This window comes from Limisphaerales bacterium (assembly GCA_014382585.1).
GTDB lineage: Bacteria > Verrucomicrobiota > Verrucomicrobiia > Limisphaerales > UBA1100 > JACNJL01.
The window spans coordinates 53,550-79,265 of the sequence record JACNJL010000035.1; the positions used below are offsets into that span (position 1 = coordinate 53,550).

Genomic DNA, 25,716 nt, shown 5'->3' on the forward strand with positions numbered 1-25,716 from the left:
ACCGCTCGAAAAAGCGGGTCCGCAGCGTTGGGTCGCTCATCGCGGATGCGGGCAATCTAGCGGCAAACCCCAGTCAGTCCAGCTTTACTTGCCCAAATTGCGCGCCCCGCCTCCAAGCCACGCCGGTAACAACCCCAGCGCCGCCCCCAACGCCCCTGCCAAACCCGCCGCCAACAACAACCCAAAATGCACCACCGGCGGAAATTCCGACACCCAAAACACCCCCGCCATTCCCACCAAAATCGCCGTGGTCGCCACGATAGGCCGCCCCTTCACCGCCAACGTCCGCCGCGCTGCTTCCTTTGCATCCGCGCCCGCCGCCCGTTCGCCGAGCCAATGCGTGATAAAATGAATCGTGTCGTCCACCGCAATCCCCAACGCGATGGCCGCCACCATAATGGTAATCGAATTAAGCGGCACCCCCGCAAACCCCTGCAACGCGATAAGCATCCCCACCGGCAAAACATTCACCGCCAACGCCAACACCGCCAAGCCCAGCGACCGCCACAACACCGCCAACAAAATCGCGATCAACCCAATACTCCACAGCACACTCCGCCGTTGACTGCGCACGATGCGGCGATCCGCCTCGAGGATCGCGCGCACCCCGCTCTCAATGGACACCGTGACGCCGGGCGGCGCATTCTTCCGCGCGTGCGTTTCCATTCGATGCAGCAAATCCAAATACGCCGCGCTGCTCATATCGCGCGTGCGCAACAAAAGCTGTGCCGTTTGCCCGCGTCCGTCGCTCAGCATTTCCATAAACGGCGTGTGCGTTTCGCCACCACGTTCTTTATTTAGCACCGCCACGAACATGGGGATTTTCCAAAACTCCTTTGGCAACACCCGCGTGCCTTCCGCGCCGCCTTCCCACACTTCGTTGATCGTCGCCAACAATTGCGCGTACGAATAAACCGCTGTCACCTCCTCCTGGGCGGTGGCGTGTTGATGCACCGTATCGAGGTAATTCAAAAAAATGGGATGATTGATGCCATTGGTCATCCCCGAATCCACCGCCATTTGCACCACGTTGATGCCGCCGTACGCCGCGTCCAATTCTTCAATCATCAAACGCGTGGGACTCTTTTTGCCCAAAAACTCCGAAGCCCGAATATCTGTGCGCACTTTGGAAATCCCCAGCACCATTACCCCCACCGCCACCAAAGCCGCCACTGCAACTCTACGCCGATGCCTCAACAAAAACTCCACCCACGAGGCGCCCTGCCCTGTTTCCACCGTTGCCTCCGCGACCTCCGGCGCTGTTGATTTTACATTCCGGAACAACACCAACAACAAGCCCAAGGCCGGCCCGAACGTCACCAAAAACAACATTGCAATCCCCGCTGCGCCGAGTTGGCCGAACTCGCGGATCTGCTGGACATCGCTCGCCATCAACGCCGCCAGCCCTACCATTGTGGTCAACGCCGCATACGCGCTCGCGCGAAACACTTCACCCAACATTGCGTGAATCGCGTCCACGGCATTGAACTCGCGCCCCCACGCCCGTTGAAATGCCGTCGCCATGTGAATCAATAGCGTCAGATGCACCCCCGTCAACAAAGGCAGTAGCAACACCGTAAAAATGTTGAGATACAAACCCGTCACTTCCATCAAGAACGGAATCAGCATGAGCCCCATCGCCTGGCTCCCCAGCACGAAAACCATCAAGCGCGGCAGCCGCCAAAATGTCACCGCCAACACCCCCACCAACAACGCCAACGCCAGTGGCATAAAACGCCAAGCGTCCTGCACCAACGTGGTATAAATTTCGTGCTCAATCAGCGGCAACGCAATCGCCCGCGCCGAGTGCCCCTCATCGCGGAAAGGCTGCAACACCGCTTCCACTTGATGATGAAATAAAAGCTGCTCCTCAGTGGTGAACGCCGGATCCGTGAGGTTGATGATCAGCATCGTGTGCCGGCCATCTGCCGCCACCAAAATATTGCGCGCAAAAGGATGTTCCTGCGACCAACGCCGCAGCTCGCGCAATCCATGTTCATCCAACCGCTCCGGCACCAAAGGCAACCACTTCAGGCCCAACCCGTCCCGCACCGGCCGTTCCACCGTGACGAGGCTGTTCACATTGGTGCGCACGACCTCGTGAAAGAGACCCTCGCGAAAAACTCGATTCGTCACCGTCACCCCCGGCAACGTCCCCAGTGCCGCCGTCACCCGCCGGATCAACGCCACCCCCTCCGCCGAGTACACCTCGCCGCAGTCGAGACTCACCGCGAGTGGCTCTGCATCGCCAAGAACCCCCTGCGCGCCCTCGTAACTTTCCAAGTTCCGCTGATCCCCCGCCAGTAGATCGCCCACCTCGGTCGACACCTCTATTTCGTCGACACACAAGACGCTTGGCAGACTCACCAACAGCCCCAACACCAGCAACAACACCGCTGGCTCCAAATTAAACTGTCGTTTCCCGTCCGCCAAAGCCCCGCTTGTACAAGCGACCGCCCCGGATGTCCGCCAAAAAAAACGGGTATGGTGGCATTCCTTCTCCAACTCCCCCCAACACCGCCAACAGCAGCCACCGGTTCCGCAGATGGGCGCAGGAAAAACCAGAGAAAAAACCTGCGCAATCTGCGATTAAAAATTAGACCCTCACCCGTTCCGTAGCTACACTTCCGCATGCTTTCCCGTCGCAACTGGCTTCTTGCCTCGGCAACCGCCCTGCCGTTCCTGGGCTGCACGCAACTGCGCTCACCCGCCGCCCGTCCGGGCCGTGATGAGCCTGGGCTGCGCATCAAGCACATCCGTCGCACTACCGTTCATTTGCCATACCGCGCCGTGCCTGCGCGCAGTATGGCGCGCGAACTGCCGCATTGGGTGTACGCCGAAATTTGCGAGGTGGAGCTGGCCAATGGCGTCATCGGGTTTGGCGAGACGATGCTTTACTATACGTGGGGCGTCACTTCGGATGCGGATGTGAAATTCGCGCGCGGCAAAAATGCCGCCGACATGATGTGGCGCGATGAGCTTGGCGCGGGTTTGCAAATGGCGTGCTTCGATGCCGTGGGACGCTCGCTTGATGTGCCGGTACACGCGCTGCTCGGTAAACAGGTTCACACGCAAACCCCCGTGGCGTGGTGGAACATCGACCTCCCGCCCGAGGATGTAGCCAGCGAAGCGAAGACGGCCGCCGCCGCAGGCTACAAAGCGTTCAAGACGAAGGGCCGGCCGTGGTTTGATATTTGGGAACAAGCCAAACAAGGCAACGCCGCCGCACCCGATGGGTTTTCGATTACGTTTGATTACAACGACACCTTGCTTGACGCGAAGCGCGGCATTCCAATCCTCAAAGACGTTGAACAATATCCCATCACCAAAATGGTCGAGACCCCCATTCCGCAGGGCGACATCCCCGGCAACCAAGAAATCCGCCGCGAAACCAAAGCCGCCGTGGCGATGCATTACGGCAACCCCGCGCCCGCCACTGCCATCCGCGAACGCGTGTGCGACGGCTTCGTGGTAGGCGGCGGAGCCACCAAAGTGATGAACGCCGGTCACGTGGCCGCGATGGCCGATTTGCCTTTTTGGTTACAGCTTGTCGGCAGCACGATCACCGGCGCGTGGGCGCTGCATTTCGGCGCCGTGCTCAGCCACGCCACTTGGCCGGCGGTGACGTGTTTCCAACTCTACGCCGACTCGCCCCTGCAACAACCGCTCACGGTGAAAGACGGCTTCTCCAAAATCCCCAACGGCCCAGGCCTCGGCGTGGATCTCGATTGGAACGTCATCAAAAAATTAACCGTCCCCAAGCCTCCCGCACGCCCCGAACCCGAACGCCTCCTTGAAACCCGCTGGCCCGGCGGCCGCATAATGTACGTCGGCAGCAATGGCTCCGTGAATTATATGCTCCGAAAATTTATGCGCCCCGGCAACCTCCCCTACTTCGAGCCCGGCGCCACCACCCGCCTCCTGCCCGACGACGGCTCCAAAGATTGGCGCACCCTCTACACCCGCGCCCGCAAAAATCCGGTCATCATTAACCGATCATGAAACAACTCCTTCCATTCGTAATTGCCCTCAATCTCAATGCGGTATCGCCAACGACCCGAGCAACGTGAAACGCAAATGAAAGCGTGGATCCCCCGTCAAGCCGCCAAGTGAGCGCGGGAGATTTGCTGCGCCTGAGCAATTTGCTCGGGCATCATATAGCGGGCGGTGTGGCGTTTGTTTTTCTCGGCAATCTCAAGGCCGTGCGATGAGGCACGGTTGAACCACACATACGCCAGCACATAATCCTCCGGCACGCCGCGCCCGCGCAGATAGCAATCGGCCAAAATCAATTGCGCCTCAGGCACCTCCTGCTCGGCGGCAAGCTGGCACCACTTGGCCGCCTCGGCCGCGTCCGCCTCCACGCCTTCGCCATGATAATAAAGCGACGCCAACACATGCTGCGCCATCGCGTGTCCCTGCTTCGCCGCTTGGCGATACCACGTGATGGCCTGCTTCAAATTGGCCTCCGTGCCGCGTCCGAGATGCAGCATCACGGCAAGATTGTATTGCGCCCGCGCCAAGCCTTGATCGGCGGCTAGTTCGTACCAGCGCAAAGCCGAAGCAAAACTTTGTCCCGTGCCGCGCCCTTGTTCGTAAAATGCGCCGAGATTGCACTGCGCGCTGGCGATACTTTGTTCGGCAGCGAGTTTGTAAAACTTGAAGGCCTTGGCGTCATCGGCAGGCACACCGCGACCGCGCGCGTGCATTGCGCCAAGGTTAAACTGCGCCGCCGCGTGGCCGGCATCGGCGGCGAGGGTGTACCAATCGACGGCTTCCGTAAGATTTTCAGAAACACCATCGCCGCGTTCCAAGCTCACCGCCAACCGAAATTGAGCTTCATTCACGCCGCCTTCGGCGGCTTTGCGCAGCCACTTCACGGCGGCCACTGCATCGCGCGGCAGAGTGCTGCCGTCATCCAACGCACGCCCGAGCAGCCATTGCGCCTCGGTGTGATCGGCAGCCGCGGCCAATTCGAGCCATTGTGCGGCTTCGGGCGAATGCGCTGCCAAAAGATTCCGACCGAGATTGAATTGCGCGGGCAAACAATCCTGTTCCGCTGCGCGGCGATACCACTCCACGGCTTCGTCGGCATCCGCTTCCACGCCGATGCCTTCGGCAAGGCAACGACCCAAATTATTTTGGGCGGCGGCGTGGCCGGCCTCGGCGGCGGCACGATACCAACGCGCGGCTTGGGCGTCATCGTCGCCTGCCAACAAATCGGCCAAGTGCGCCTGCGCAGCGGCGTGATTTTTCTCGGCGGCTTTGGTGAGCCATTCCTTGGCAACTTCCAAATCTTTTTCCGTGCCGCGCCCCTGCGCGCAGCGGAGGCCAAGGTTGAATTGCGCGGCGGTGTTGCCCTGCTCGGCGGCTTTACGAAACCAACCGACGGCCTGAGCTTCATCGGCGTCCACCCCGGTGCCTTCGGAGAAGCACACGCCCAAATTATTTTGTGCCAACGCGAAACCTTGCTCGGCGGCTTTCGTTAGCCACGCCGCGCCTTCCTCGGGATTGGTGGGCGCGCCGTTGCCGCACACGAGTCGCCAGCCAAGGACGGCTTGGGCGCGGGCGTAGCCGAGTTCGGCGGCTTTACGGTACCACTTCAGCGCGGCTTTGAGATCCGGCGCGCCGAGGGCATCGCCGGTATACAACAGGGCGAGATTATTCATCGCGGGAGGGAAGTCGCGCCGGGCGGCTTTGCGATACCATTTTTCGGCCTCCCTGGCGCACTTCTCATTAGCCTCCCCGCCATCTCCGTTGGCGAGCTTCACGGCGAGCAAAAACTGCGCTTTGAGCACGCCGTCTTTGGCTTGCGAGCGCAATTCTTTCAGTTCCGCTTTGGCGGTTTTTTCTGCCTGTTTGTCTTCGGCCATCAGTGCAGTTGGTATTTTTCGCCGCGGGAACAAATGAATTGCACGCGGAAAACGGTCGTTTTTACCCGTTTTTCACGCAAAAATCCAGTCATTCTCCTTGGCAATTGTATTTGTAATAATAGAGCAGCACTTGTGCCAAAGTTTGTTTTTTTTGGGAAAACCCACAAAAAACCCCGCCCCCGCCGAAGCGAGGGAGGGGGGAAACAGGCAGGTTGGGTAACCCGTTATTGTCTGTTTTCTAATTCTTATTGACGGTGCGCTTTTGACGTTTAAGGCGGGCTTCAAATGTTTCCTCTTCGCCGTCGCCATCAACCACTTTGATAATCGCCAAGCCGGTGGCGGTGGTGATAAATTCGACGGTGGCATCCCCTTCGCCTTCTTCGTCTTTGGACTTCACCGTGGCGATCAGGCCTCGCTTGGTGGCGTTCCATTTGCCGACATAGATTGGGCCGCCCTTTAAATCTTCGAAGGGGGTGACGGTGAATGCGCCATCGGGTTTCACTTGCAGGGAGAGACGCTCTTCATCGAACCATCCAGTGTACACGCCGGCGGGGCCTTTGCCGGCCAGTCGTTTGTTGCGCTTGAATTGGGGCATCCCGAATTCCTCCACTTCGCCATCGGGCGAAATGATTTTTACCAGAACAAGATCGCCTTTATCCAAATTGAACACCCCCGTGCCTTCGTCGCCGGTGGGGTCTTTGAGCTTGACGGTGAGCGTGTTGCCATCGCGCTTCCACTTGCCGCGCAGCGTGAACTTGGGTTGCTCGGCATTCGGCCGAACGATAATGGAGCCATCGGCTTTGAGAATCGCGGTGGCTATATCGCCTTCGATTTCGCCTTTGTAAGTGCCGGCGATGGGCGGTGCTTTTTTATCCGCGCCAAAGACCGTAAGGCCGAGGGCGAGGGTGAAGGTGGCGAACAGATTTACTCTCATCATTAGATTTCCCATCCGGCGCGATAGTCTTTTGTGGCGAAGGCGGTGGCTTTGGGGTTTGATGATTGGAGTTTCTTTGCGTTCCAATCAAAGCCTTCGCCGACGCGCATTGCGATGTTGCCCAACAGGATGGCTTCGGTGAAGTTGCCGGCGTGGTTGAAATTGGAGAGCGCGAGTTCGGGGTTGTTGGCCTTGATGGCTTCGGCCCACTCGAGTTTCATGCCGTCATCGCCTTTGTTATTGCGGGCGAGCACGGGGTCAGTTTTTTTGAATTCCGGCGCTGCTTTGCCGCCGGGCATGGGGAGGAGTTTCCACGCGGCGCCGTAATCGTTGGGGGAGTATAAAATGCCTTTGGTGCCAACAATGAGCGAGCCGCTTCCGGGAGGATTGTTGCCGTGGAAAAGCTCGGCGGGCGGCAGTTTCTTTTTGCCGTTTTGCTTGCCTTCATACCAAAAGAAATCAACCGGCCCGCGGCCTTTGATGGCGGGGAATTTTAGTTTGATCACGGCCCACGCGGGAAAGGTCTCCGGGTTGATGGGGCCGACGGTGATGGGCTCGACCCACGTCGGTTGCGTGAGGCTACAACCCATATAAGCGAGGTTGGCAGTGTGGCAAGCCATATCGCCCATCGCACCGGTGCCGTAGTCCCACCAGCCGCGCCATTTGAAGGGATGATAACCGGCGTTGTACGGGCGCATCTTGGCCGGGCCAATGAACGAATCCCAATCGACGTGGTCGGGCACGGCTTGCTCGGGTAATGCCTTGGTAATGCCCGGCGCTTGGGGCCACACGGGACGGTTGGTCCACACGTGGCATTCTTTGATCGTGCCTATGGCGCCAGACCATAACGCCTCAACGCCTTCGCGCATACCGGTCATCGAGGTGCCTTGGTTTCCCATTTGGGTGCACACTTTATTTTTCTTCGCCTCGAGGCGCATTTGTCGGGCTTCCCAAACGGTGTGGGTCAGCGGTTTTTGGCAATAAACGTGAATGCCCTGGCGCATCGCGCGGATGGCGGCGGGAGCGTGCGTGTGGTCGGGGGTGGACACGGTGCAGGCGTCGATCTCCTTGCCCATCTTGTCGAGCATCTCGCGGAAGTCGGTAAACTTTTTTGCCTTGGGAAAATTCTTGGCCGCGCCGCCGCCACGTTGGAAGTCGACATCGCAAAGCGCTACCACCTCTCCAATTTTACCCGCGCCGTTGATGTCGCTGCCGCCTTTGCCACCCACGCCGATGCCGGCAACGGCAAGGCGTTCATTGGCGCCAAATACGCGGGCAGGGAGAAAGTTCACTGCAATGGCCGAGGCCGCGCCGGCTTTGAGGATGTCGCGTCGGGTATAGGATTTGATCAATGTTTTGTGTGACATAAGAACGTGTGTGGCGGCCGAGTATCGGCTGTGCGCGAGGATGCGCAAGGGTTTTTTTGTTGAACCGCCAAATCCCCAAGTCGCCAAGTTTATTGTTTTTCAGCGTCTTTGTGATTTCGCGGTTCACCCAATTTACCAACCCCAGCCTTTGCGGGATTCGCGACGGACAAATCGGTTGGCCCTGGCGGTTTTGGCGATGCTTCTTGGGGATCCCGCTCGAGCGGGGCGTTGGCGCGGATAGCATGGTTTCCGAGCAACATCACCTCGATGGATGGACCGGCAATCTCGAAGCGGCTCAATGGCGCGCGGCCTTTGCCGCATGAGGACTGTTTGCCGGATAATTAAATCGTGCTGAAAAACTAAATCAACTGCCGTATCGGCTGGCTGTTGGTAATCGCGCGTTGGACATCGTCTGGGAGATCGGTTCGGAGGCGGAGGTTGGGGATATCGAGCAACGAGTGCATTACGGTGCCGAGGAGTTGATTGCTGGAAACCGGATCACTCGCAGGTTCGCTGACGGTTTTGTTAGACGCACCGATAATCTGACCCATCTTCAGACCGCCCCCGGCGAAGGCGAGAGTGCAAAGGTTGCCCCAGTGATCGCGGCCACCTTTTGAATTGATCTTGGGTGTGCGGCCGAATTCGCCGGTGATCACCAGCAGCACTTTCTCATAAAGCCCGCGCCGGATGAGATCCTCGATGAACGCGCTGGCCGCGCGATCGACCGCCGGAGCCTGCACCGGCATCCCGTCGGTGATGGTGTATTCCTTGCCGCCGCCGTGCATATCCCAGCCGGTGCAGGTGACGGTGACGAAACCGCAGCCGGCCTCGACGAGCCGACGCGCCATGAGCATTTGTTTGCCGAGCGCGACGGGTGAAAACTGTTTGGCGTAACTGTTGCGTTTCATCGTGCCGGCGTCGGGTTTGATGCTGGCCGTGTCATAACGGGCAATCGTGCGTGGGTCTTCTTTCGTTAAATCAAACGCCGCACTCATGCCGCGCAGCACGATGTTGATCGCCTGCTGTTCAAAGGTGGTGGCGCTCTCGATTTGGGCATCCACACGCCGACGCAGGGTATCAAAATTTTGCAGCAGCTCGCGGCGGTTATCGAAGCGGCCACCGGGCAAATTCAGTTTCATATCCTCCAGTAGCGTGCTGCCCTTGCTGGGATCAAACGCTTTGTACGCTGGCGGCAGTGAACCGGTGGCCGTCACGCGCTGGGGCACAGCACTCAGTGCTTTGTAATCCGGGCTGATGGCCGCGGGGATAAGAATACTGTTGTTGGGCAGGCCGGTTTTGGGATTGGTGATCCCCGCCACCCGCGCATAGAGGCTGGCCATGCATGCGCCGGTGGGATTACCGCCCGCAGCCACGTGCAACGCGGCCGGACCGTGACTGCCAATGCCGTGCCGATAGCTGCGCACCACGGCCATCTTGTGGGCCAGCTTCGCGAGCATCGGAAAATGGCTGCCAAAAGTGACGCCCGGCAGGCTGGTTTTCACCTCGCCAAACATCGCGCGATACTCGCGCGGCGCAGACATCTTGGGATCAAACGTTTCCACTTGCGACGGGCCGCCTTGCAGGTTCAGCATCACCACCGCCTTGTCGCGCACAGTGCCGCCGATTTCTCCCGCCACCCCGAGCATGTTTGGCAGCGTCAACCCACCCAGGCCCAGCGCACCAATGCGCAGAAACTCCCGCCGCGTAGCGCCTTCGCAGGTGTGTGTGAGTTCATTGGAGGTGATGCGAATCATAATTTGTCTTTTTACCGATTATTTGGACGGTGCCGAACCACCGTAAACTCATTTTTTCCAGCGTGCAAAAATCGATTTCCAATCGGGCTCATTCAGTTGCACTAAAAGTTTAACAGCAGCTTGCCGGTATCCTGACAAATCGGCATCGGCAAAGTGCCCACGTCTCAACCGAGATTCGCCCTCCGCGAAAAGCCCGCACCCGATCCATTACACTGCCCATCATCGTTAGCACTCCGATGCTGCGTTGAGATTTCCTTGGCCTCAAGAGAACCTTGCGGTTATCAATCGCTGCGTGTTTGATTATTTGCGCGATCATTCTTTTCAATATTTCGGCTTCGACTGGGCGGCCATGGTTTTTTCATTCCTCTCCATTTATTTGTTGGGAAACCGCAACCGCACCGGCTTTATCATGGGGATCATAGCCAATTTGTTTTGGTTCAGTTACGGACTGCTCACGGAGAGCGTCGCCAATATGTTGTGTTCCGCAATCATTACCGTCCTTCAGGCCCGCGGCTGGTACAACTGGAGCAAAAGCGAAGCCGAAGCTGAATCGAACTCAAAATCCGCTGATGCGTGATAGCTCGACATTCGATGCAATTTTGCCTAGCTTCGAACCCGTTCCGGATGAACCGGATCACCCAAACGCACTATGAACTCCCGCTCATTCCTCGCCGCGCTGGCGGCCGCCTTCGTTGTTTTTGTCTGGCAATCCATTTCGCATATGGCCCTGCCGTGGTTTCACGATTCGCTCAACAAATTTGAAAACGAATCCGCGATGGTGGAGGCGATCAAGGCCAATGCCAAAGCCGATGGCGTGTACCATTTGCCTCAAGCCGACATGAATGATAAAGCGGCAATGGAAATTGCAACAAAGCAAAGCGAAACCGGCGTCTCGATGTTTCTCGCCGTGCGGCTTAATGGCCGCAGCTCCTTTGGCGTGTCGCTGGTGTACCAGTTTGTTTTCAATCTCCTCGGCGCGGTATTCGTCACATTTTTGCTCACCAAACTTTCACACTCGGGCACAGGCTGTCGCGTGGGCGTCACGGTGTTCTTCGCGCTGTTCGCCGTCGTCACCGCCATCCTCCCCAACTGGTCGTGGTGGGCCTTTTCCAATTCCTTCACCGGCTTTATGGTGTTTGATCATCTCGTGGGCTGGACGCTTGCCGGCTTCGTGCTCGCCAAGCTCGTACCCAAAAATGATGAGGCCGAACCGGCTCAGGAAGAATCCGAGTAAATTTGTGAATTCCGTGTCTTGCCTCCAAACCCATTGAATGGTTGCATTGGCGCACACGTGAAACGCATTACTCTTTTTCTCTTGGGGCTGCTTCTGCTGCCATCACTCTCCGCCGCACCCGCCGGCAAACGACCGAACATTTTATTCGTCTTCACCGACGACCACGCGGCGCACGCCATCAGCGCTTATGGCTCCAAGATAAATACCACGCCCAATATGGATCGGCTGGCGAAGGAGGGGATGCTTTTTGAAAAATGTTATGTGAGCAATTCCATTTGCGGGCCAAGCCGTGCGGTGATTCTCACCGGCAAGTATAATCACCTCAACGGTTACTTCCGCAACGGCCTCACCTTCGATGGCTCGCAGCTAACTTTTCCCAAATTGCTCGGCAAGGCTGGCTACGCCACGGCGATGATCGGCAAATGGCATTTGAAAAGCACGCCCACAGGGTTTGATTACTTCGACGTGCTCGTCGGCCAAGGGCCTTATTATAATCCGCCCATGAAAACGACTGATGCGGAAGGCAATGTCGTCACCGTGCGGCACACCGGTTACACGACCGACATCATCACCGACAAAGCGCTGGCGTGGCTCAAGAATGATCGCGATCAATCCAAACCATTCATGCTGATGTACCAACACAAAGCTCCGCATCGCAACTGGCAGCCGGGGCCCAAGTATTTGAATATGTTCGATGGCGAAACCATCCCCGAACCGGAAACTTTGTGGGACAATTACGAAGGCCGCACCTCCGCCGCACACAAACAAGCGATGACCATCGCGCGCCATCTCAGCCCCAACGATCTCAAACTCAACGCCGCCCCCGGCAACCTCACGCCCGCCCAAAAGAAAATCTGGGACGCCGCTTACGGCCCCAAAAACGAAGCCTTCCGCAAAGCCAACCTCCAAGGCAAAGCGTTGGTGAAATGGAAATATCAGCGCTACATCAAAGATTACCTCCGCTGCGTGCAAAGCGTGGACGACAACCTCGGCCGCGTGCTCGATTATCTCGACGCCAGCGGCCTCGCCAAAAACACCATCGTCATTTACAGCAGCGACCAAGGCTGGTACCTCGGCGATCACGGCTGGTACGATAAACGCTGGATGTACGAGGAAAGCCTCGTGATGCCGCTGCTCGTCCGCTGGCCCGGCGTCGTCAACCCCGGCAGCCGCAACACCGACATTGTTTCCAACCTGGACTTTGCCGAAACATTTTTAGACATCGCCGGCGTAAAAATCCCCGCAGAAATGCAGGGCCACAGCCTCGTGCCGCTCCTCGAAGGCCGCACGCCCAACAATTGGCGCACGCATTTTTATTATCACTACTACGAATTCCCCGGCGCCCACAGCGTCGCCCGTCACTACGGCGTCACCAACGGCCGCCACAAACTCATTTACTTTTATCAAAACGACGAGTGGGAACTTTTTGACCTCGGCAAAGATCCCAACGAGCTCACCAGCGTCTACGGAAACAGCGACTACAAAAAAGTGCAGTCCGACCTCCTCGCCCAACTTAAACGCCTCCGCGCCCAATACAAAGTCCCCGAGCAAGACCCCGTCCGGTCACCCCGCAAACCCAGCCCAAAGAAAAAGTAGAGGCGCAAAACGTCGACACGGATTTATCATCCGTGTGAATCCGTGAAATCCGTACCTCACTCCCCGCGCAAGTAAGCCAGCAAATCGGCCAACGCGGCAGGCGGCAACGCGGCTTCGAGGCCGGGGGGCATTAGGGAGAGGCCGGTGCTTTGGAGGGTTTTAATGTTGGCGCGAAGGATGGTTTGCTCGGCGCCGATGGCGGTGCGCAGGGTGAGGCTGGTGGGGGTCTCGGCGGTGATGACGCCGGTGTGCGCGGTGGCGTTGCGGGTGATGATGACGTAACCGACGTACTTGTCTTCCACGGCGCGGTTGGGATCGAGGATGCCGGTGAGCCAATCGGCGATGGGTTTGCCGGCGAGCGTGGCGAGGTCGGGGCCGACGGGGTTGCCTTGGTTTTTGAATCGATGGCAAACGGCGCAGTTGGCTTTGAACAGGAACGCGCCGTCCTCGGCGTTACCATTGAGTTTTCCAACACCGGCATACCGGGCGATAACTTTGGCGCGGTTGGGATCGACTTTACCAAAGAGTTCAGTGGCGCGCGCGCGGAGGGTGGCGTCAGCGTGTTGGGTCAATTTCTGCCGGTGCGCGGGGCTGATTTGGTTCGCGGCCAAAGTACCTTTCTCGAGCGCGGCAAGGAGGGTTTGCGTCCACGCGGGCCGGGTTAGAAAAGTTTCAATCGCTTCAGCGCGAATAGCCGGGCTGAAGGTTTTCCAACTATCGAGCAGCGCGGAAACCAAATGCGGCTGGTGAACTTTTCGCAAAGTGGCGAAAGCAATTTTTTGAAGCGCGGGCGGATGCTCGGCGGCGAGCAATTTGACGAGCGTTTTTTTGTCGGCATCAATCGGTGTGAGGCCACGGGCAAGGAGGGGGATGGCGGCTTGGCGCTCGGCGAGTGTGGCATTCGGATTGGCGGCGGTGGCGCGGGCGTGATTGAACAGGGCTGTGGTTTTGTCGAGGGCGGCTTTGAGTTTTGGCGGAGCGGTCTTTTGGAAATCGATGAGGGTTTGGCCGCGGGCGTTGAGGGCGTCGAGGAGGCCGGCCATGATGGTGAGTTCGCCGGGCGTGATGCGGACGTCGGACGTGAGGTCAGCCAACACGGTGGTGAGGGCATCGAGTTGTTTGCCGGTGGTGGCGAGTTGGAGGAGGTGATTGGAGAGGTCGACGGGTGGGCGGCCTTTTTGGGTGAAGATTTGCTTGAGCATCGCGGCGGCGTGCGGGGCGGCAGAGCTTTTTACAGCCAACTGAATGTCAGCATTTTTCGGATGCTGCACGGCGAGGTACACGAGGCCTTCGGTGACGAGCTTGCCCTTGCCTTGGCCGAGCGTGAAGGCGAGTTGACGAAGGACGCGCGGGGATTTGTCGGCGAGGCATTGGCGGGCGAGGGCTTCGTGGCCGCCTTCGCAGAGGCGCACGGCGTGTTCGCGGACGGCGGCGTGGTCATCGCGCAGGGCGCGGGCGAGGATTTCTTTTTTGAGCGCGCCCAAGCCCGCGAGGGTGTGCAGGGCGTGGATGCGCGCTTGGGGCGAAGTGATTCCGCGCAACATATTGGCGGCAATGGAGCCCAGGCGCTGATGGGTTTTCGGGTCGTTGCGCGCGATGAGCAATCGCTGGGCGGTGTCACGTTGCCAGCCGTTGGGATGGTCGAGTGCCCAAACGAGTTGCAGCGTGGGCAGTTTATCGAGGCGCGGTACTTTGCGAAGCTTCGCGTCCTTGGGGACCACGCGCCAAATGCGGCCTTTGTCGTGGCCGGCGCGGAGGTCCACGCGGCTTTGCATCGCGGAGGGAATCCACTCGGGATGCTCGATGACGAGGCGGTACATATCGGCGATGTACAACGCGCCGTCCGGGCCGGTCTTGAGTTGCGTGGGGCGAAACCAGTTGTCGGTGCTGGCGAGGAATTCGCTTTTCTCCTCGCCCGCCGCGCGGTGGCTCTTGAAACTCACGCCGTCGGGCACGAGCACTTCGCGATGAACGAGATTGTGCACCGGTTCGCTGATGAACACGCTGCGCGCAAAATCCTTGCCGAACAAGCCGCCGCGATAAGGCGTGGCACTGTTGGCGCTGGTCACGTGGCCGTAGCTTTGCGGTTGATTCGGGCGCACCATCTTCGCGCTGATGGGGAAACAGCGGTTGCTGGAAAACGTATTGCGGCGCGTGGCCCCCACGGCGAGCTGCGGATTGCGCGCGAGGTAGCGCAACGGCACGTGATAATGCCACAACCAGTTGGGGTTGTTGTTGCCGAACCAGTTGCCCCAGTCATCGCGCCAGCGGCCGAACTGCGTTTGGCCCGCGACGGCCTCGAATTCGCCGGTCAATTTAAAACGAAAATCGCGCCCATTTATATTAGTGCGCGATCCCGTGGCTTTGCTGGTGATCGTGCCGCCGCTGTCGCCGTTGGCGGCATAAATCCAGTTGTCCAAGCCCAGTGCGAAGCCATTCATCCGATGCTGTTGATTGCCCTCGCGGAAGCCGCTGAAGAGCACGCGGCGCACATCGGCGCGGCCATCCCCGGTGGTGTCCTCGGCGTAGAGGATGTCCGGCGCGGCGCTGATGAGCACGCCCTTGCCCCACGGCATCACGCCATTAGGAAAATTCAGGCCCTCGAGAAACACCGTCGATTTTTCATAACGCCCGTCGCCATCGGCATCCTCCAGCCAACGCACCACGCCGCCGGGTTTGCCCTTGATGCCGAGCGGATAATCACCCATCTCGGCCACCCAAAGTTTGCCGTCCGCGCCCCAGTCGAACGCCACCGGATCGCGCACTTGCGGCTCACTTGCGACGAGCTGCACCGCAAAGCCCTCGCGCACTTGGAAGCATTGGCGACTTTCCTCCGGCTCCTTCGGCTTCGGCCCGCCGAAATCCAGCAACTGCTTAAACGACCGCCGATCCACCACATCCGGCAAATGCGCCGTGTCCTCGTTCTGCACCCACAAGTGCCCGCTATGAAACCACGCGCCATTATTCGGCTGCTTGCCCCCGCGCGAAATCATCGGGATGGCATTCTTGTCCCCGCGCTTCCCCTCGCGCGCCATCGTCCATCCCGGCTTCCATCCCAACCCCGGATTCACCCGCGTCTCCCAAAGATAAACGCCCCAGCGTTTTTCATTGGAAAAAACTATGTCGTCGAAGCCATCATTGTTGAGGTCGATGAAGCGGAGGCTGGGTTCGCGGCCGACTTCGTTAAAGATGGTAACATTTTCAGGAATGTTGAACGGAAACTTTTCCCATCCTTTTCTTTTGGGATTCCATTTGTGAATCATTGTTTTCGACATTTTGCCCGTTAACTTTGAGTTTCGTTTATCAATTTCATATTCAGCCGAAATCAATTCACAAACTCCGTCGTTGTCAACATCCCGAAACATGAAAACATCATCAAAATCAAAAGGCAGACTACCGGCAGCCCACACCCATTCTCCTTTGATGAACTCCCATTTGAAAACCGTTGGGACAACTGGACCTATTGAACTTGTGAAAATCACTGCACCTCCGCCCTTGCTTAACACGCCCATTTTTGCTGATTCGTTTGAATGCAAACCCCTTAGCGCCTGCAATATTTTTTGAGGAAATTTACCATCTGGAACCAACGCTTTACCGGCAATGGTTTTGTGCCCGAGAACAAACGACAATTCGAATGGGGTTTTAGTTTCTCGCCATTTGCTTTCCTTCGGCTTCCATTGGCGAGTGATTTTGGTTTTCTTGTTGGCAATCACCACGTCCATAAAACCGTCATTGTTTAAGTCCACGATTCGCACACCATTGTCCCAGCCGCGTTTATCGCGCAACGGATTCCCCTTCAACAAATTCTTCTCCAAACGCTCCGCGCATTCTTTGAAATTCAAAAACTTCACCTTCTTGCCGTACTTCGTTTGCGCGTAGTCGATGAGGGCGACGAGTTGGTCGGAGCTGCTCCAGCCGTGGGGGTGGAAGACGAGGTTCATCACGCCTTGTTTGCGCACGGTGACGTCGAGGGCGCGTTTCCAGTCTTCGAGCATCCGCGGGCTTTGATTGCCAAGCAGATTTTGCGCCTCCCAATCGCTCGGCACCGTGCAGGGAAATTCCCAGCATAGGCGGTTCACCACATAAGGATACGGATAATCCTCAATCGTGCCGACGTACGAACCCATCGTGCGCATCCCCTTGCGATGTTTGGGCGTGGCCTTGCGGGGGAGATATTTGGCAAAGCGCTCGGTGCCGTCCTTGTCCAGCACCCACTCGCGCGGGAGGGATTTATCCTTGGAGGTGGTGATGTTGAACACCGAGGAATCGATTTTCAAAAACCGCCCGCCCTCGCTGGTCTGGTTAAAAATCTCCGCAAAGAAGCGCGGGCTCAAACTGTTCATCGAATCGCAACACGGCATCCGATAAGCGACCGGTTTGTTCCCCTTAATTTGACTGAGCAAATCCACCCCGCCGTGGACGACATTTGCCGCAAGCTTGAAATTGCCCTTCTGCAAAAGAGGACACGGATGCGTGAGCGTGTGCACCTCGATGCTCACCCCTTCCTTCAACCACGCCTGCACCTGCGGGTCATCCGGCGCAATGCGGCACGTCATAATACTCACCGGCGCGCGGCCATCGATTTTTTTCAAGCGCTCCAAAATCGGCCGCAAAAATTTCTCATACCCCGCCGCAGCCCGCATGTCATCGATGCCCAAAGTGACCACCGCCTCCACCCCGTCTTCCCCCACCCACTGCGGCGTGATGAGCTTGGGAAAATCCCGATGCGGATAAAACGGACTCGGATCATCAAGGTAAGTCAGACGATTCGCGGGGCTCTTGGGAATGTGAGTTTGAGCAACGGCCGGAAGGGCTAACGTAAAGAGAAACAGCAGCAACAACCGAATGGAATTCATCCATCAAAAGTAAAAGGGAAAAATTAGAAAGTCAAAGCCACAGAAAGGTGGGGCGTGCTGTCCCAGTGCGCCACGGCGGGGTGGGGACGCCCCGCCCTACTTCTTCAGCGAGGAGGCGGCCGTGACTTCCACTTTGAAGGCGTGAAATACTTCCTGTCCGCTGGCGTCGGTGAGGGTGAGGATGACGCTTTGGGGGCCGGGCTCCTGAGTGGCGGGCACTTGCCACGTTAGCCGATTGCGGCGCAGTTTCATTCCGGCAGGGCCGCTATCCAACGTGGCACGGGCGCGGCCGCGGGCGGAGAGGATTTGCAGTTCGTAAGTGTACGTGCCACCGGCGGTCACGCGCTTGGGTGGCACGGAACTGGCAAAAAGATAATCGACCCCCTTCTCTTTCATCACCTCCACCAACGACACGCGCCGGAGAATGAGCTCATCATTCGAAGGGGTAAGCGTGAGCAGGAGGTTTGCATTTGGAAAAAAATGGATGCGCTGATCGATTGGCAATCGCGCGGAGTATGCCCCGTGCAGTTCCTCAAGTTCGGGCAGGGTGATGAGGAGTTGGCGATCGTTCGCGGTAAAAAATGAAATCGATGGCTTCGCCTTGGGGCGCTGGCCGTAGTATGGCCCCGTGCCTTTGACGCCCATAATGTACGCGGGATGATATGTGGGCAAACAGCGCAGGCTATCAAAGCGCACCTTGTTGAGCTGCGTGAGTTCCTCCGAGAAAACGCCGCCGCTGGTGAGCACGAGGCTGCCACCCGGGTTGGGGATGAGGTAACCGGCACTGGAATGTTGGCTGCGCACGTGATGGGTTTTGCCAATCAAAGTAAGCAGCCGAATACCCGAAGGCGAAATGCCCGGCGCCCACGCGGTAAAGGAAGCGCCATCAAGCGAGGCGCGAATGTGCAACGGATGGCTCGGATGCGCCATCCAGAAATTATCCGGTTGGCCATACGAAACTTGCTTGAGCGTATCCGGATTATAAAAACGCGCGCCCTTCCGCGTGAGCAATAACGCCGGCCCCGCCGAGCCTGCGCCCATCACGAAAGCATCAATGGATGCCGTTTCCTCCAATGGCAACGTCAGATCCTTGTTGAATGACTTGAGATTCCAACGCTGGATAAGTTTATGATCGCGCGCCACCATCAACAACTTGTCCATTCCGCCAGCCAGCAAAATGTCATCCGCGCCTATGCGGAGATGTTTCACAATTTTTGCGCGCGATACATCAAACACTGCCAACTGGCGCAGCTTCGGAAGATGAAAAATCAAATAACGCCCACCCCCAGCAGCCGTCACCGAGCTCGCCGCCGATGCCAGTTTTTGTTTGATCACGCCACTCTCCGGAAATTTCGGCGCCGACACGGGTGCCGCCATGACGGAGGTGGTGGATGAGGGAGCGCCACAGCCCAGAGCAGCAGCCAACAAAAACATCATCACGGGCTTCATACGGAAAAACGTAAAAGATGATACGCACAAAGTCAAAGCCACTTACCGCACCACGGCGCATTCTGGCAACGCGGCTTCCAGCTCGGACACACCGGCATCGGTCACGGATGTGGCGGTGAGCAGGAGCAAACGTAAGCCCGTAAGACCGGCCAACTGCTTGAGGCCTTCGTCGGTGATTTTTGTGTCGTACAAATAGAGTGCATGCAGTTTTGTTTCGCCGGCCAATTTGGCAAGGGCTGCATCAGTGACTGGCAGACCGCCCAGCCCGAGCCACAACAGATTCCCTTCCGCATCAAACCCGTGATCCACCGACAGCGATTCCAGCGCGGCTTTGAGATTCTCTTCTTGCTGAAGCGCGCGCAGCAACGGATCGACCACCGAATTGGTCGGCACGCCGGTTGGAGGGACCGCGGGTGTGTTCGTTTGAATCGGCGCGGGAGTGTTAGTGGCGATGTTGCCGCCGCCTCCGCTATTTTCCGCGGGCGGTGGAAGATCCTGCGGTTTCTTGCCCTTGAACGTCAGCGCCAATAAAACCACCAACGCCAGGCCTAGCGCGCTTAACGAAACGATGATGATTTGATTTCTGGACACAACTGCTGGCCTCCATTTAGGGCCAACCCAGTGTGCCTGTCCGCGGACGAAACGGCTAGGGAAACTTATTGCGCGGATTGAAACTCAACTGACAAACGTTGTCCCTCGGCCACGGCCTCGGGGATCATTTGGTCGGTCAGCACTTCCTTGTCACGCTGGGCCTGTCGGTGATTTGCCGCCGCAGCGAGGTTCAGCCATTTATAGGCTAGTACGAGATCCTGCTCCTTCCCGATGCCGTGCGCAAAGCACAGGCCCGCGTAGTATTGTGCGTCCACATGTAAATTTTCTGCTGCCTGCAAAAACCATTTCATTGCCTCCGCATCATCCTTTGGCACGCCTTCGCCCACCCGGTGCAAATAACCCATTTGAAATTGCGCATCGGCATAGCCCTGATCGGCGGCCTTTTTCATCCACGCGGCAGCGGCCTGATCATCCTCGAGCACGCCGCGGCCTTCGGCCAACATCAGCGCCAGATTGTAGCGTGCCTTCACCAATCCTTTTTGCGCTGCACGCTCGTAGTACATTGCAGCCAGTGGAATGTCCTTTTTCACACCGGTACCTTTTTCGAGCATCAACGCTAAATTAAATTGCGCTTCCGCCAAGCCCGAATCAGCAGCTTTTTGATACCACTCCGCGGCGGTGACTGATTGTCCGGCAATATCGTGCTGCAACCCCAAATTAAACTGTGCTTCCGGGTTGCCTGCCTCGGCTTTGCTCCGATCAATCGGTAGCTGAGTGTGGGTTGGAAGTGGAAACCCATTTGGCTGGGGAACATCAATTTCCGGAGCATCCGGCGTACCCGTGGAACCGCAACCCGTCAGGAAAAACGCCACGGCCAATCCCGCCGCCGCATCAATATTTAATTTAGTTTTCATGCCAAAAATGCCGCCCATGGAGTAGTGGGGACAGTAGCAAAAATGAAGACGCCCATCAAGCCGGAACGTTACAGATCAGTCCGGCGCGCCCATTTCCGCGCGCAACGCGTCGAGGTCACCCGGGCTCAATTGCCGCGCCACTGCATCCAGATTCTTGCCCGCCTTTCGATCGCCCTGATTCGCCGCCTGAAAAAAGAACCGATACGCCTTCAGCAAATCCTGCTCCACACCATCGCCGGAAAAATGCCGGGCGCCCAAATTATTTTGCGCCAGCATATGGCCGGCGGCAGCCGCCTGCTGCAGCCATTCCACCGCAACATCGTCATCCAGCTCCACGCCCATTCCCAAGGCGTGGCGCCAACCCAACTCATATTGCGCCTCCACCGCCTCCGCATCGCTACCCTCCGCCTTGGCGGTGAGGGCTTCCAGATTAACTTCGTTTTCTTCCATCATTAACGGTGCTCGGACAGTTTGGAATTATTGCTTGCGGCTGTCCATCACGAAGGTGACGGGGCCATCGTTGATGAGGCTTACGTCCATCATCGCGCCGAACTCACCCGTTTGCACGGGCACTTCCAGCGAGCGGAGTTGTTCGCAAAAATATTCGTACAAACGCTCGCCCTCCGCCGGCTCCGCAGCCGTGGTGAAACTGGGCCGCCGTCCTTTGCGCCAATCACCGGCCAAGGTGAACTGGCTGATCACCAAGGCCGCACCGTTCACGTCGCGGATGGAACGGTTCATCTTGCCATCGTCGTCATTAAAAATCCGAAAGCCCGCGCTGCGGTCGGCAAGAAATTCAGCATCGGCTTCGGTGTCTCCCTGAGCAACACCCAGTAGGATAACCAAGCCGGTTTCAATTTCACCGATAACACGATCTTCTACAGTAACCTTGCCTTCACTAGCACGTTGCAGTACGGCAATCATTAACTCCAGTTAAGCCACTCTTTGAGGGTAAGAATGTCTTTTTTGATGGCCGCAATCTGGTTGGGCACATTTTCCTTGGTGAAGGGTTTCAGGTATTCCACGTGCAGGTTGATCGGGCCGCTGTATCCGCTCTTAATAAGTTGACCCGGGTATTTTTTGTCGACTATCCCCTCAGCGAGCGAGCAGTTATCACGCTTGTTATCTTTCCATCGGAAACTTTTAACATATAACGCTCCGATTCTGGGGCGGAGCAAATTCGCGTGCAACGGCCACGCGCGCGTTCCCTCGGCGGTGGCATGGCTCATGTCAAAACCAACTGCCAGATGCTTCGGGTCGTGAGCTTTGAAGAGTTCATGTAAATCCCACAAGGGAGCACCGACATAGTTGCTGCCCGAATGGTTTTGGTAGATGGCCTGAAGTCCAAGTTCCTTGTTGAGTGCCACCAAATTCTTAAGAACGGGCCGCAGCTCATCCATCTGGCCTGTGATCGGTTTTTTTAGATCATACTTATGATAACCCATCCGGTATCGTTTAACCCCAAGTTTGGCTGCCACCTGTAACTGCTGGATATTTAATTTGTCATCAGCGTTATTGATGCCCGAAGCCATAATGGTCATCTTCAGTCCGCGCTTCTTTAGGGCAGCCATCATTTTTGGTAACTCATCAGGAACCTGCTCAGGTGTGATCTGTCCGCCTGGCCGGATGGTTCCTTCGATACCATCAAAGCCCAGTTCAGCAATCAGATCGGCCAGATCATCATAACTGAGCATTTGGAGTGGCTTGGTGAATACGCAGAAGGGATTGCGTCTTTTCTTCCCGAGCGTCTCGGCTTGCAACAAAGGCGCAGAAGCAACGGCAGCTGCGGAGGTGGTGATGAATTGTCGGCGATGCATACGGGGACTGTGCCGCGCCCGTACGCGGGCGGCAATCATTTAACCCTTTCCCTTCCCCCTACCCTCCCCCATAGAATGTCGCTATGCGCACGGTTTGTTTTTTGGCCCTCATTTTATTTGCCTGTAATCTTTCTGCTGTGGAGACACTGCGTCTACCCAACATCTTTGGTGACAAGATGGTGCTGCAACGCGGCAAACCCGTGCGAGTGTGGGGCTGGGCCAAGCCAAATGCGGAAGTAACGGTGGCTTTTGCCGAGCAAAGCAAAACCACCAAGGCCAATGGCGAAGGCCAGTGGACACTGCAACTGGACAAACTTACAACCAGTTTCAAGGGACGCGAACTGGCAGTGTCTTCCGCTGCGGAAAAGATCACACTCACCAATTTACTCGTGGGTGAGGTGTGGGTGTGCGGCGGGCAGAGCAATATGGAGTGGAGCTTGCGCGCCTCACTCGATTCCGATTTGGAGGTTGCCTCAGTTGATGCCCCGCACATTCGCTTCATTCGACTGCCCCACGTGGCTTGGCCTGATCCGAAGGAAGATTTTCCGATTGCCAATGAAATCAGCAACGAAGGTAACTGGCGTCAGGCAATCCCGGAGCAGGTCGAGAATTGCACCGCCGTCGGCTATTACTTTGCCCAACGCATCAGCCGCCGGCTCAAGGTGCCTGTGGGGCTCATTGATGTTTCGTGGGGCGGCACCATGGCGCAGCACTGGGTGCTGAAAGATACTTTGAAGAAATTCCCGGAGATGCAGCCTTATCACGAACAATTTGATGCGGCGATGAAGGCATGGCGTGAGGGCGGCGGAAAAGAAGGTGCAGACAAACGTTACGCTGCTGATCTCAAGGCGTGGGAGAAGGCACGCGCAGAAGCCAAGGCGAAAGGTGAACGCGAACCGCGCCGCCCCAATCAAAACAACTACACCACTCCGGCTAATAAACGCCAACCCGGCGGCATGATGAATGGCATGATCCTGCCTATTTCAAAAATGACCATTGCCGGCGCGCTCTTTTATCAGGGCGAAAACAATTCCTTTGGCACCAGTTGGAAACCCTTTCACCGCACCTTCCCTGCAGTGATCACCGATTGGCGGCGGGTCTTTGGCAATGAGAATCTCCCGGTGGGGCTGGTACAAATCGCCGGCTGGAGCACCCGCCGCACCATGACTTACGACATGAACCACCACACCAATGTCATCCGCGAGATTCAGCACCTCACTTGGGTCCGCTTTAAGAACACCGGCCTTATTGTCACCTACGACACCAATTCCAATGGCAGCATTCACCCGGGCCACAAGCGCCCGGTGGGCGAACGCTTGGCACGCTGGGCCTTGGCTGAGGTGTACAAAGCCACGCCCCATAAATCCAATAAGCCCATTGAATGGCGTGGGCCAATTTATGCGACGCACGAGATTAAAGATGGCAAAGTCTATATCAGTTTCGAGGGAGAAACTGCGCGCGGTCTGCGCCTCAATAAGGATGTCGCCGAAGGCTTTTATATTGCCGGCAAAGATCAGGAATTCAAACACGGCCGCGCGCGCATTCAAGGCGCTCAACTGGTGGTGTGGCTTGAGGAGATCAAGGAACCAGTGGCCGTACGTTACGCTTGGAGTAACCTGCCCCATGGCACCCTGCTTAACCTCCGTGAATTACCTGCCTACCCTTTCCGCACCGACAACTGGCCGCTCACCCCACACCAATCCACTGGCTCCTATGAGGTGGATAAAATCAGTAAATAAACCGGCCATAAAGATGAAAATATTTATAGCGGTACTCGTTCAACCCTCCGCAAAGCTCAAGCTGTGGGAATTTGTAACGGGAGGTAATGTGTCCTCCCCCCCCGCCATCGGTTCTGATGGCACAGTTTACGTTGGGTCAGTTGACAAAAAAGTCTGCGCCATCAAGACCGATTCCAAAGGCCCCGCCAAAAGCCCGTGGCCCATGCGCGGCCAAAACCCCCAACACACCGGCCACGCGCCTGCCAAGTAATCTTTCAAAACCCGCGTGGACTCCGGTAAACCTCTCGATCAAGCCCTGATCTTTCGCACATGGCTGCCCCTAGCCGCCAGCTGGCTCCTCATGGGTGCCGAGCTGCCGCTGCTAAGCGCGGTGGTCGCACGCTTGGCCGATCCGGATGTGCACATGGCGGCATACAGTGGCATTGTGTTTCCGCTGGCACTGGTGATCGAGTCGCCCATCATCATGCTCCTCACTGCGTCCACAGCGCTGAGCCGCAACTCGCGGGCATATAAAAAAATGTGGCGGATGATGACGTGGATGAGCGTGTTGCTGACGGTCGTGCACGTGGCGATTGCATTCACGCCATTGTACGATTTCGTGGCATTAAACATCCTCAAAGCCCCGGCAGATATCATTGAGCCCGGCCGCATCGGCCTGCAAATTATGACACCGTGGACGTGGGCCATCGCGCATCGGCGCTTTAATCAGGGCGTGCTCATTCGCTTTGGTCAATCCGGCGCAGTCGGCTGGGGAACGGCAATGCGATTGGTCGCAGATGTGATTGTGCTGGCCATCGGCTTTGCACTGTACGACATCGCCGGCATCGTGGTGGCCACCGCGGCCGTGGCGGCCGGCGTGCTGGCGGAGGCGGCGTATATTCGCTGGAAAGTGCAGGCGGTGATCACCGGCCCATTGCGCGAAGCAAGCAACGGGAAAGGCCCGGCCATCACGCAACGCGAAGTGATTTTGTTTTATTTGCCGATTGCCTTCGCGCCTACGATTGGGTTGTTGGGCCAGCCGATGCTCACCGGTGCAATGAGCCGGATGGATGTGCCATTGCTCACGCTGGCGGTGTGGCCCACGGTGAACAGCCTCATCTTTATGCTACGCGCCGCGGGCATTGCCTACACGGAAGTGGTGGTGGCACTGCTCGACCGGCCCGGCGGCTTACGCCAGTTGCGGCGATTCACCGTGCGGCTGAGCCTCGCGCTGAGCGTGCCGTTGCTGGTTTTGTGCACGACGCCGTTAATTGATATTTGGTTCGACCGCTTTATCGGGCTACGACCGGAGCTCGCCGCGCTGGGCAAATCCGCGTTGTGGTTTGCGGTACTGATGCCGGCAGTCACTGCCTGGGCTTGTTATTTTGAGGGATTGCTCATCCACCACAAGCGCAGCGCGGCGGTTACTGAAGCGGTGGTGTTTTTCATCGTCACCCTGTTCGCCTCACTATTCTTTGCGGTGAAAAGCCAAAGCATGCCGGGGCTCAACGCGGCGGTGTGCGCCATGTTCATTGCCGGTGTGGCACAAACGCTCTGGCTTTGGCGCCGCAGCCACGGGATCGCTCAGGATTATTTGGCGCGATAAACGCCCGATTCCCGCCACGCAAAAACCGATTTTTCTTTCTACTTTT

19 protein-coding genes are annotated in these 25,716 nt (G+C 57.5%); 7 read left to right on the plus strand and 12 right to left on the minus strand.

All coding sequences use genetic code 11. The features are described 5' to 3' along the window. Nucleotides 1-84: 84 nt before the first annotated feature. Nucleotides 85-2,433 (minus strand): MMPL family transporter, encoded by a 2,349-nt coding sequence (locus H8E27_06335; GenBank protein ID MBC8325226.1) that lies wholly within the window; start codon nt 2,431-2,433, stop codon nt 85-87. A 198-nt stretch (nt 2,434-2,631) separates the two neighbouring features. Between H8E27_06335 and H8E27_06340 the strand changes: the two genes are divergently transcribed. Then, nucleotides 2,632-4,002 carry a mandelate racemase/muconate lactonizing enzyme family protein gene (locus H8E27_06340; protein MBC8325227.1) on the plus strand — a complete coding sequence of 457 codons (1,371 nt, stop codon included), beginning with the start codon at nt 2,632-2,634 and terminating at the stop codon, nt 4,000-4,002. Nucleotides 4,003-4,097: 95 nt separating this feature from the next. Here the strand turns inward: H8E27_06340 and H8E27_06345 are convergent, their stop codons facing one another. The 4 genes from H8E27_06345 to H8E27_06360 all read right to left on the minus strand — a co-directional run bounded on the left by H8E27_06345 (nt 4,098) and on the right by H8E27_06360 (nt 9,928). Further along, the gene (locus H8E27_06345) at nt 4,098-5,873 is read right to left on the minus strand and encodes a sel1 repeat family protein (GenBank protein MBC8325228.1); all 1,776 of its coding nucleotides are present in this window, start codon (nt 5,871-5,873) and stop codon (nt 4,098-4,100) included. Nucleotides 5,874-6,111: 238 nt separating this feature from the next. Then, nucleotides 6,112-6,810: a hypothetical protein gene (locus tag H8E27_06350; GenBank protein MBC8325229.1), complete on the minus strand. Its 699-nt coding sequence runs from the start codon at nt 6,808-6,810 to the stop codon at nt 6,112-6,114. Beyond that, entirely contained in the window at nt 6,810-8,174 is a 1,365-nt protein-coding gene (locus tag H8E27_06355) for a Gfo/Idh/MocA family oxidoreductase (GenBank protein ID MBC8325230.1), read from the minus strand. Before H8E27_06355 ends, H8E27_06350 begins: the two co-directional genes overlap by 1 nt. 359 nt (nt 8,175-8,533) lie before the next feature. Further along, nucleotides 8,534-9,928 (minus strand): DUF1501 domain-containing protein, encoded by a 1,395-nt coding sequence (locus H8E27_06360; protein MBC8325231.1) that lies wholly within the window; start codon nt 9,926-9,928, stop codon nt 8,534-8,536. A gap of 292 nt (nt 9,929-10,220) precedes the next feature. Between H8E27_06360 and H8E27_06365 the strand changes: the two genes are divergently transcribed. The 3 genes from H8E27_06365 to H8E27_06375 all read left to right on the plus strand — a co-directional run bounded on the left by H8E27_06365 (nt 10,221) and on the right by H8E27_06375 (nt 12,758). Continuing rightward, nucleotides 10,221-10,505, plus strand: a complete 285-nt coding sequence (locus H8E27_06365) for a nicotinamide mononucleotide transporter (GenBank protein ID MBC8325232.1) — start codon at nt 10,221-10,223, stop codon at nt 10,503-10,505. Between the two features lie 72 nt (nt 10,506-10,577). Then, entirely contained in the window at nt 10,578-11,162 is a 585-nt protein-coding gene (locus H8E27_06370; GenBank protein MBC8325233.1) for a hypothetical protein, read from the plus strand. 81 nt (nt 11,163-11,243) lie between these two features. Continuing rightward, on the plus strand, nt 11,244-12,758 hold the full coding sequence (locus H8E27_06375; GenBank protein MBC8325234.1) for a sulfatase: 1,515 nt from the start codon (nt 11,244-11,246) through the stop codon (nt 12,756-12,758). A 56-nt stretch (nt 12,759-12,814) separates the two neighbouring features. On the opposite strand, the gene H8E27_06380 is transcribed toward H8E27_06375, so the two are convergent. The 7 genes from H8E27_06380 to H8E27_06410 all read right to left on the minus strand — a co-directional run bounded on the left by H8E27_06380 (nt 12,815) and on the right by H8E27_06410 (nt 22,346). After that, nucleotides 12,815-17,614 (minus strand): c-type cytochrome, encoded by a 4,800-nt coding sequence (locus H8E27_06380; GenBank protein ID MBC8325235.1) that lies wholly within the window; start codon nt 17,612-17,614, stop codon nt 12,815-12,817. Between the two features lie 96 nt (nt 17,615-17,710). Further along, on the minus strand, nt 17,711-19,063 hold the full coding sequence (locus H8E27_06385) for a hypothetical protein (GenBank protein ID MBC8325236.1): 1,353 nt from the start codon (nt 19,061-19,063) through the stop codon (nt 17,711-17,713). Between the two features lie 42 nt (nt 19,064-19,105). Next, the gene (locus tag H8E27_06390; protein ID MBC8325237.1) at nt 19,106-19,654 is read right to left on the minus strand and encodes a hypothetical protein; all 549 of its coding nucleotides are present in this window, start codon (nt 19,652-19,654) and stop codon (nt 19,106-19,108) included. A gap of 65 nt (nt 19,655-19,719) precedes the next feature. Continuing rightward, on the minus strand, nt 19,720-20,529 hold the full coding sequence (locus tag H8E27_06395; GenBank protein ID MBC8325238.1) for a sel1 repeat family protein: 810 nt from the start codon (nt 20,527-20,529) through the stop codon (nt 19,720-19,722). A gap of 75 nt (nt 20,530-20,604) precedes the next feature. Next, on the minus strand, nt 20,605-20,982 hold the full coding sequence (locus tag H8E27_06400) for a sel1 repeat family protein (GenBank protein MBC8325239.1): 378 nt from the start codon (nt 20,980-20,982) through the stop codon (nt 20,605-20,607). Between the two features lie 24 nt (nt 20,983-21,006). Continuing rightward, nucleotides 21,007-21,453 carry a D-tyrosyl-tRNA(Tyr) deacylase gene (locus H8E27_06405; GenBank protein ID MBC8325240.1) on the minus strand — a complete coding sequence of 149 codons (447 nt, stop codon included), beginning with the start codon at nt 21,451-21,453 and terminating at the stop codon, nt 21,007-21,009. Next, nucleotides 21,453-22,346 (minus strand): sugar phosphate isomerase/epimerase, encoded by an 894-nt coding sequence (locus tag H8E27_06410; protein MBC8325241.1) that lies wholly within the window; start codon nt 22,344-22,346, stop codon nt 21,453-21,455. Before H8E27_06410 ends, H8E27_06405 begins: the two co-directional genes overlap by 1 nt. 83 nt (nt 22,347-22,429) lie before the next feature. On the opposite strand from H8E27_06410, the gene H8E27_06415 reads away from it, so the two are divergent. The 3 genes from H8E27_06415 to H8E27_06425 are packed head-to-tail and all read left to right on the plus strand — an operon-like array spanning nt 22,430 to nt 25,670. Continuing rightward, complete coding sequence (locus tag H8E27_06415; protein MBC8325242.1) at nt 22,430-24,085, plus strand: hypothetical protein; 1,656 nt, start codon at nt 22,430-22,432, stop codon at nt 24,083-24,085. Further along, the gene (locus H8E27_06420; protein MBC8325243.1) at nt 24,060-24,335 is read left to right on the plus strand and encodes a PQQ-binding-like beta-propeller repeat protein; all 276 of its coding nucleotides are present in this window, start codon (nt 24,060-24,062) and stop codon (nt 24,333-24,335) included. Before H8E27_06415 ends, H8E27_06420 begins: the two co-directional genes overlap by 26 nt. Nucleotides 24,336-24,350: 15 nt before the next feature. Next, nucleotides 24,351-25,670: a hypothetical protein gene (locus H8E27_06425; GenBank protein ID MBC8325244.1), complete on the plus strand. Its 1,320-nt coding sequence runs from the start codon at nt 24,351-24,353 to the stop codon at nt 25,668-25,670. The last annotated feature ends 46 nt before the right edge of the window (nt 25,671-25,716 follow it).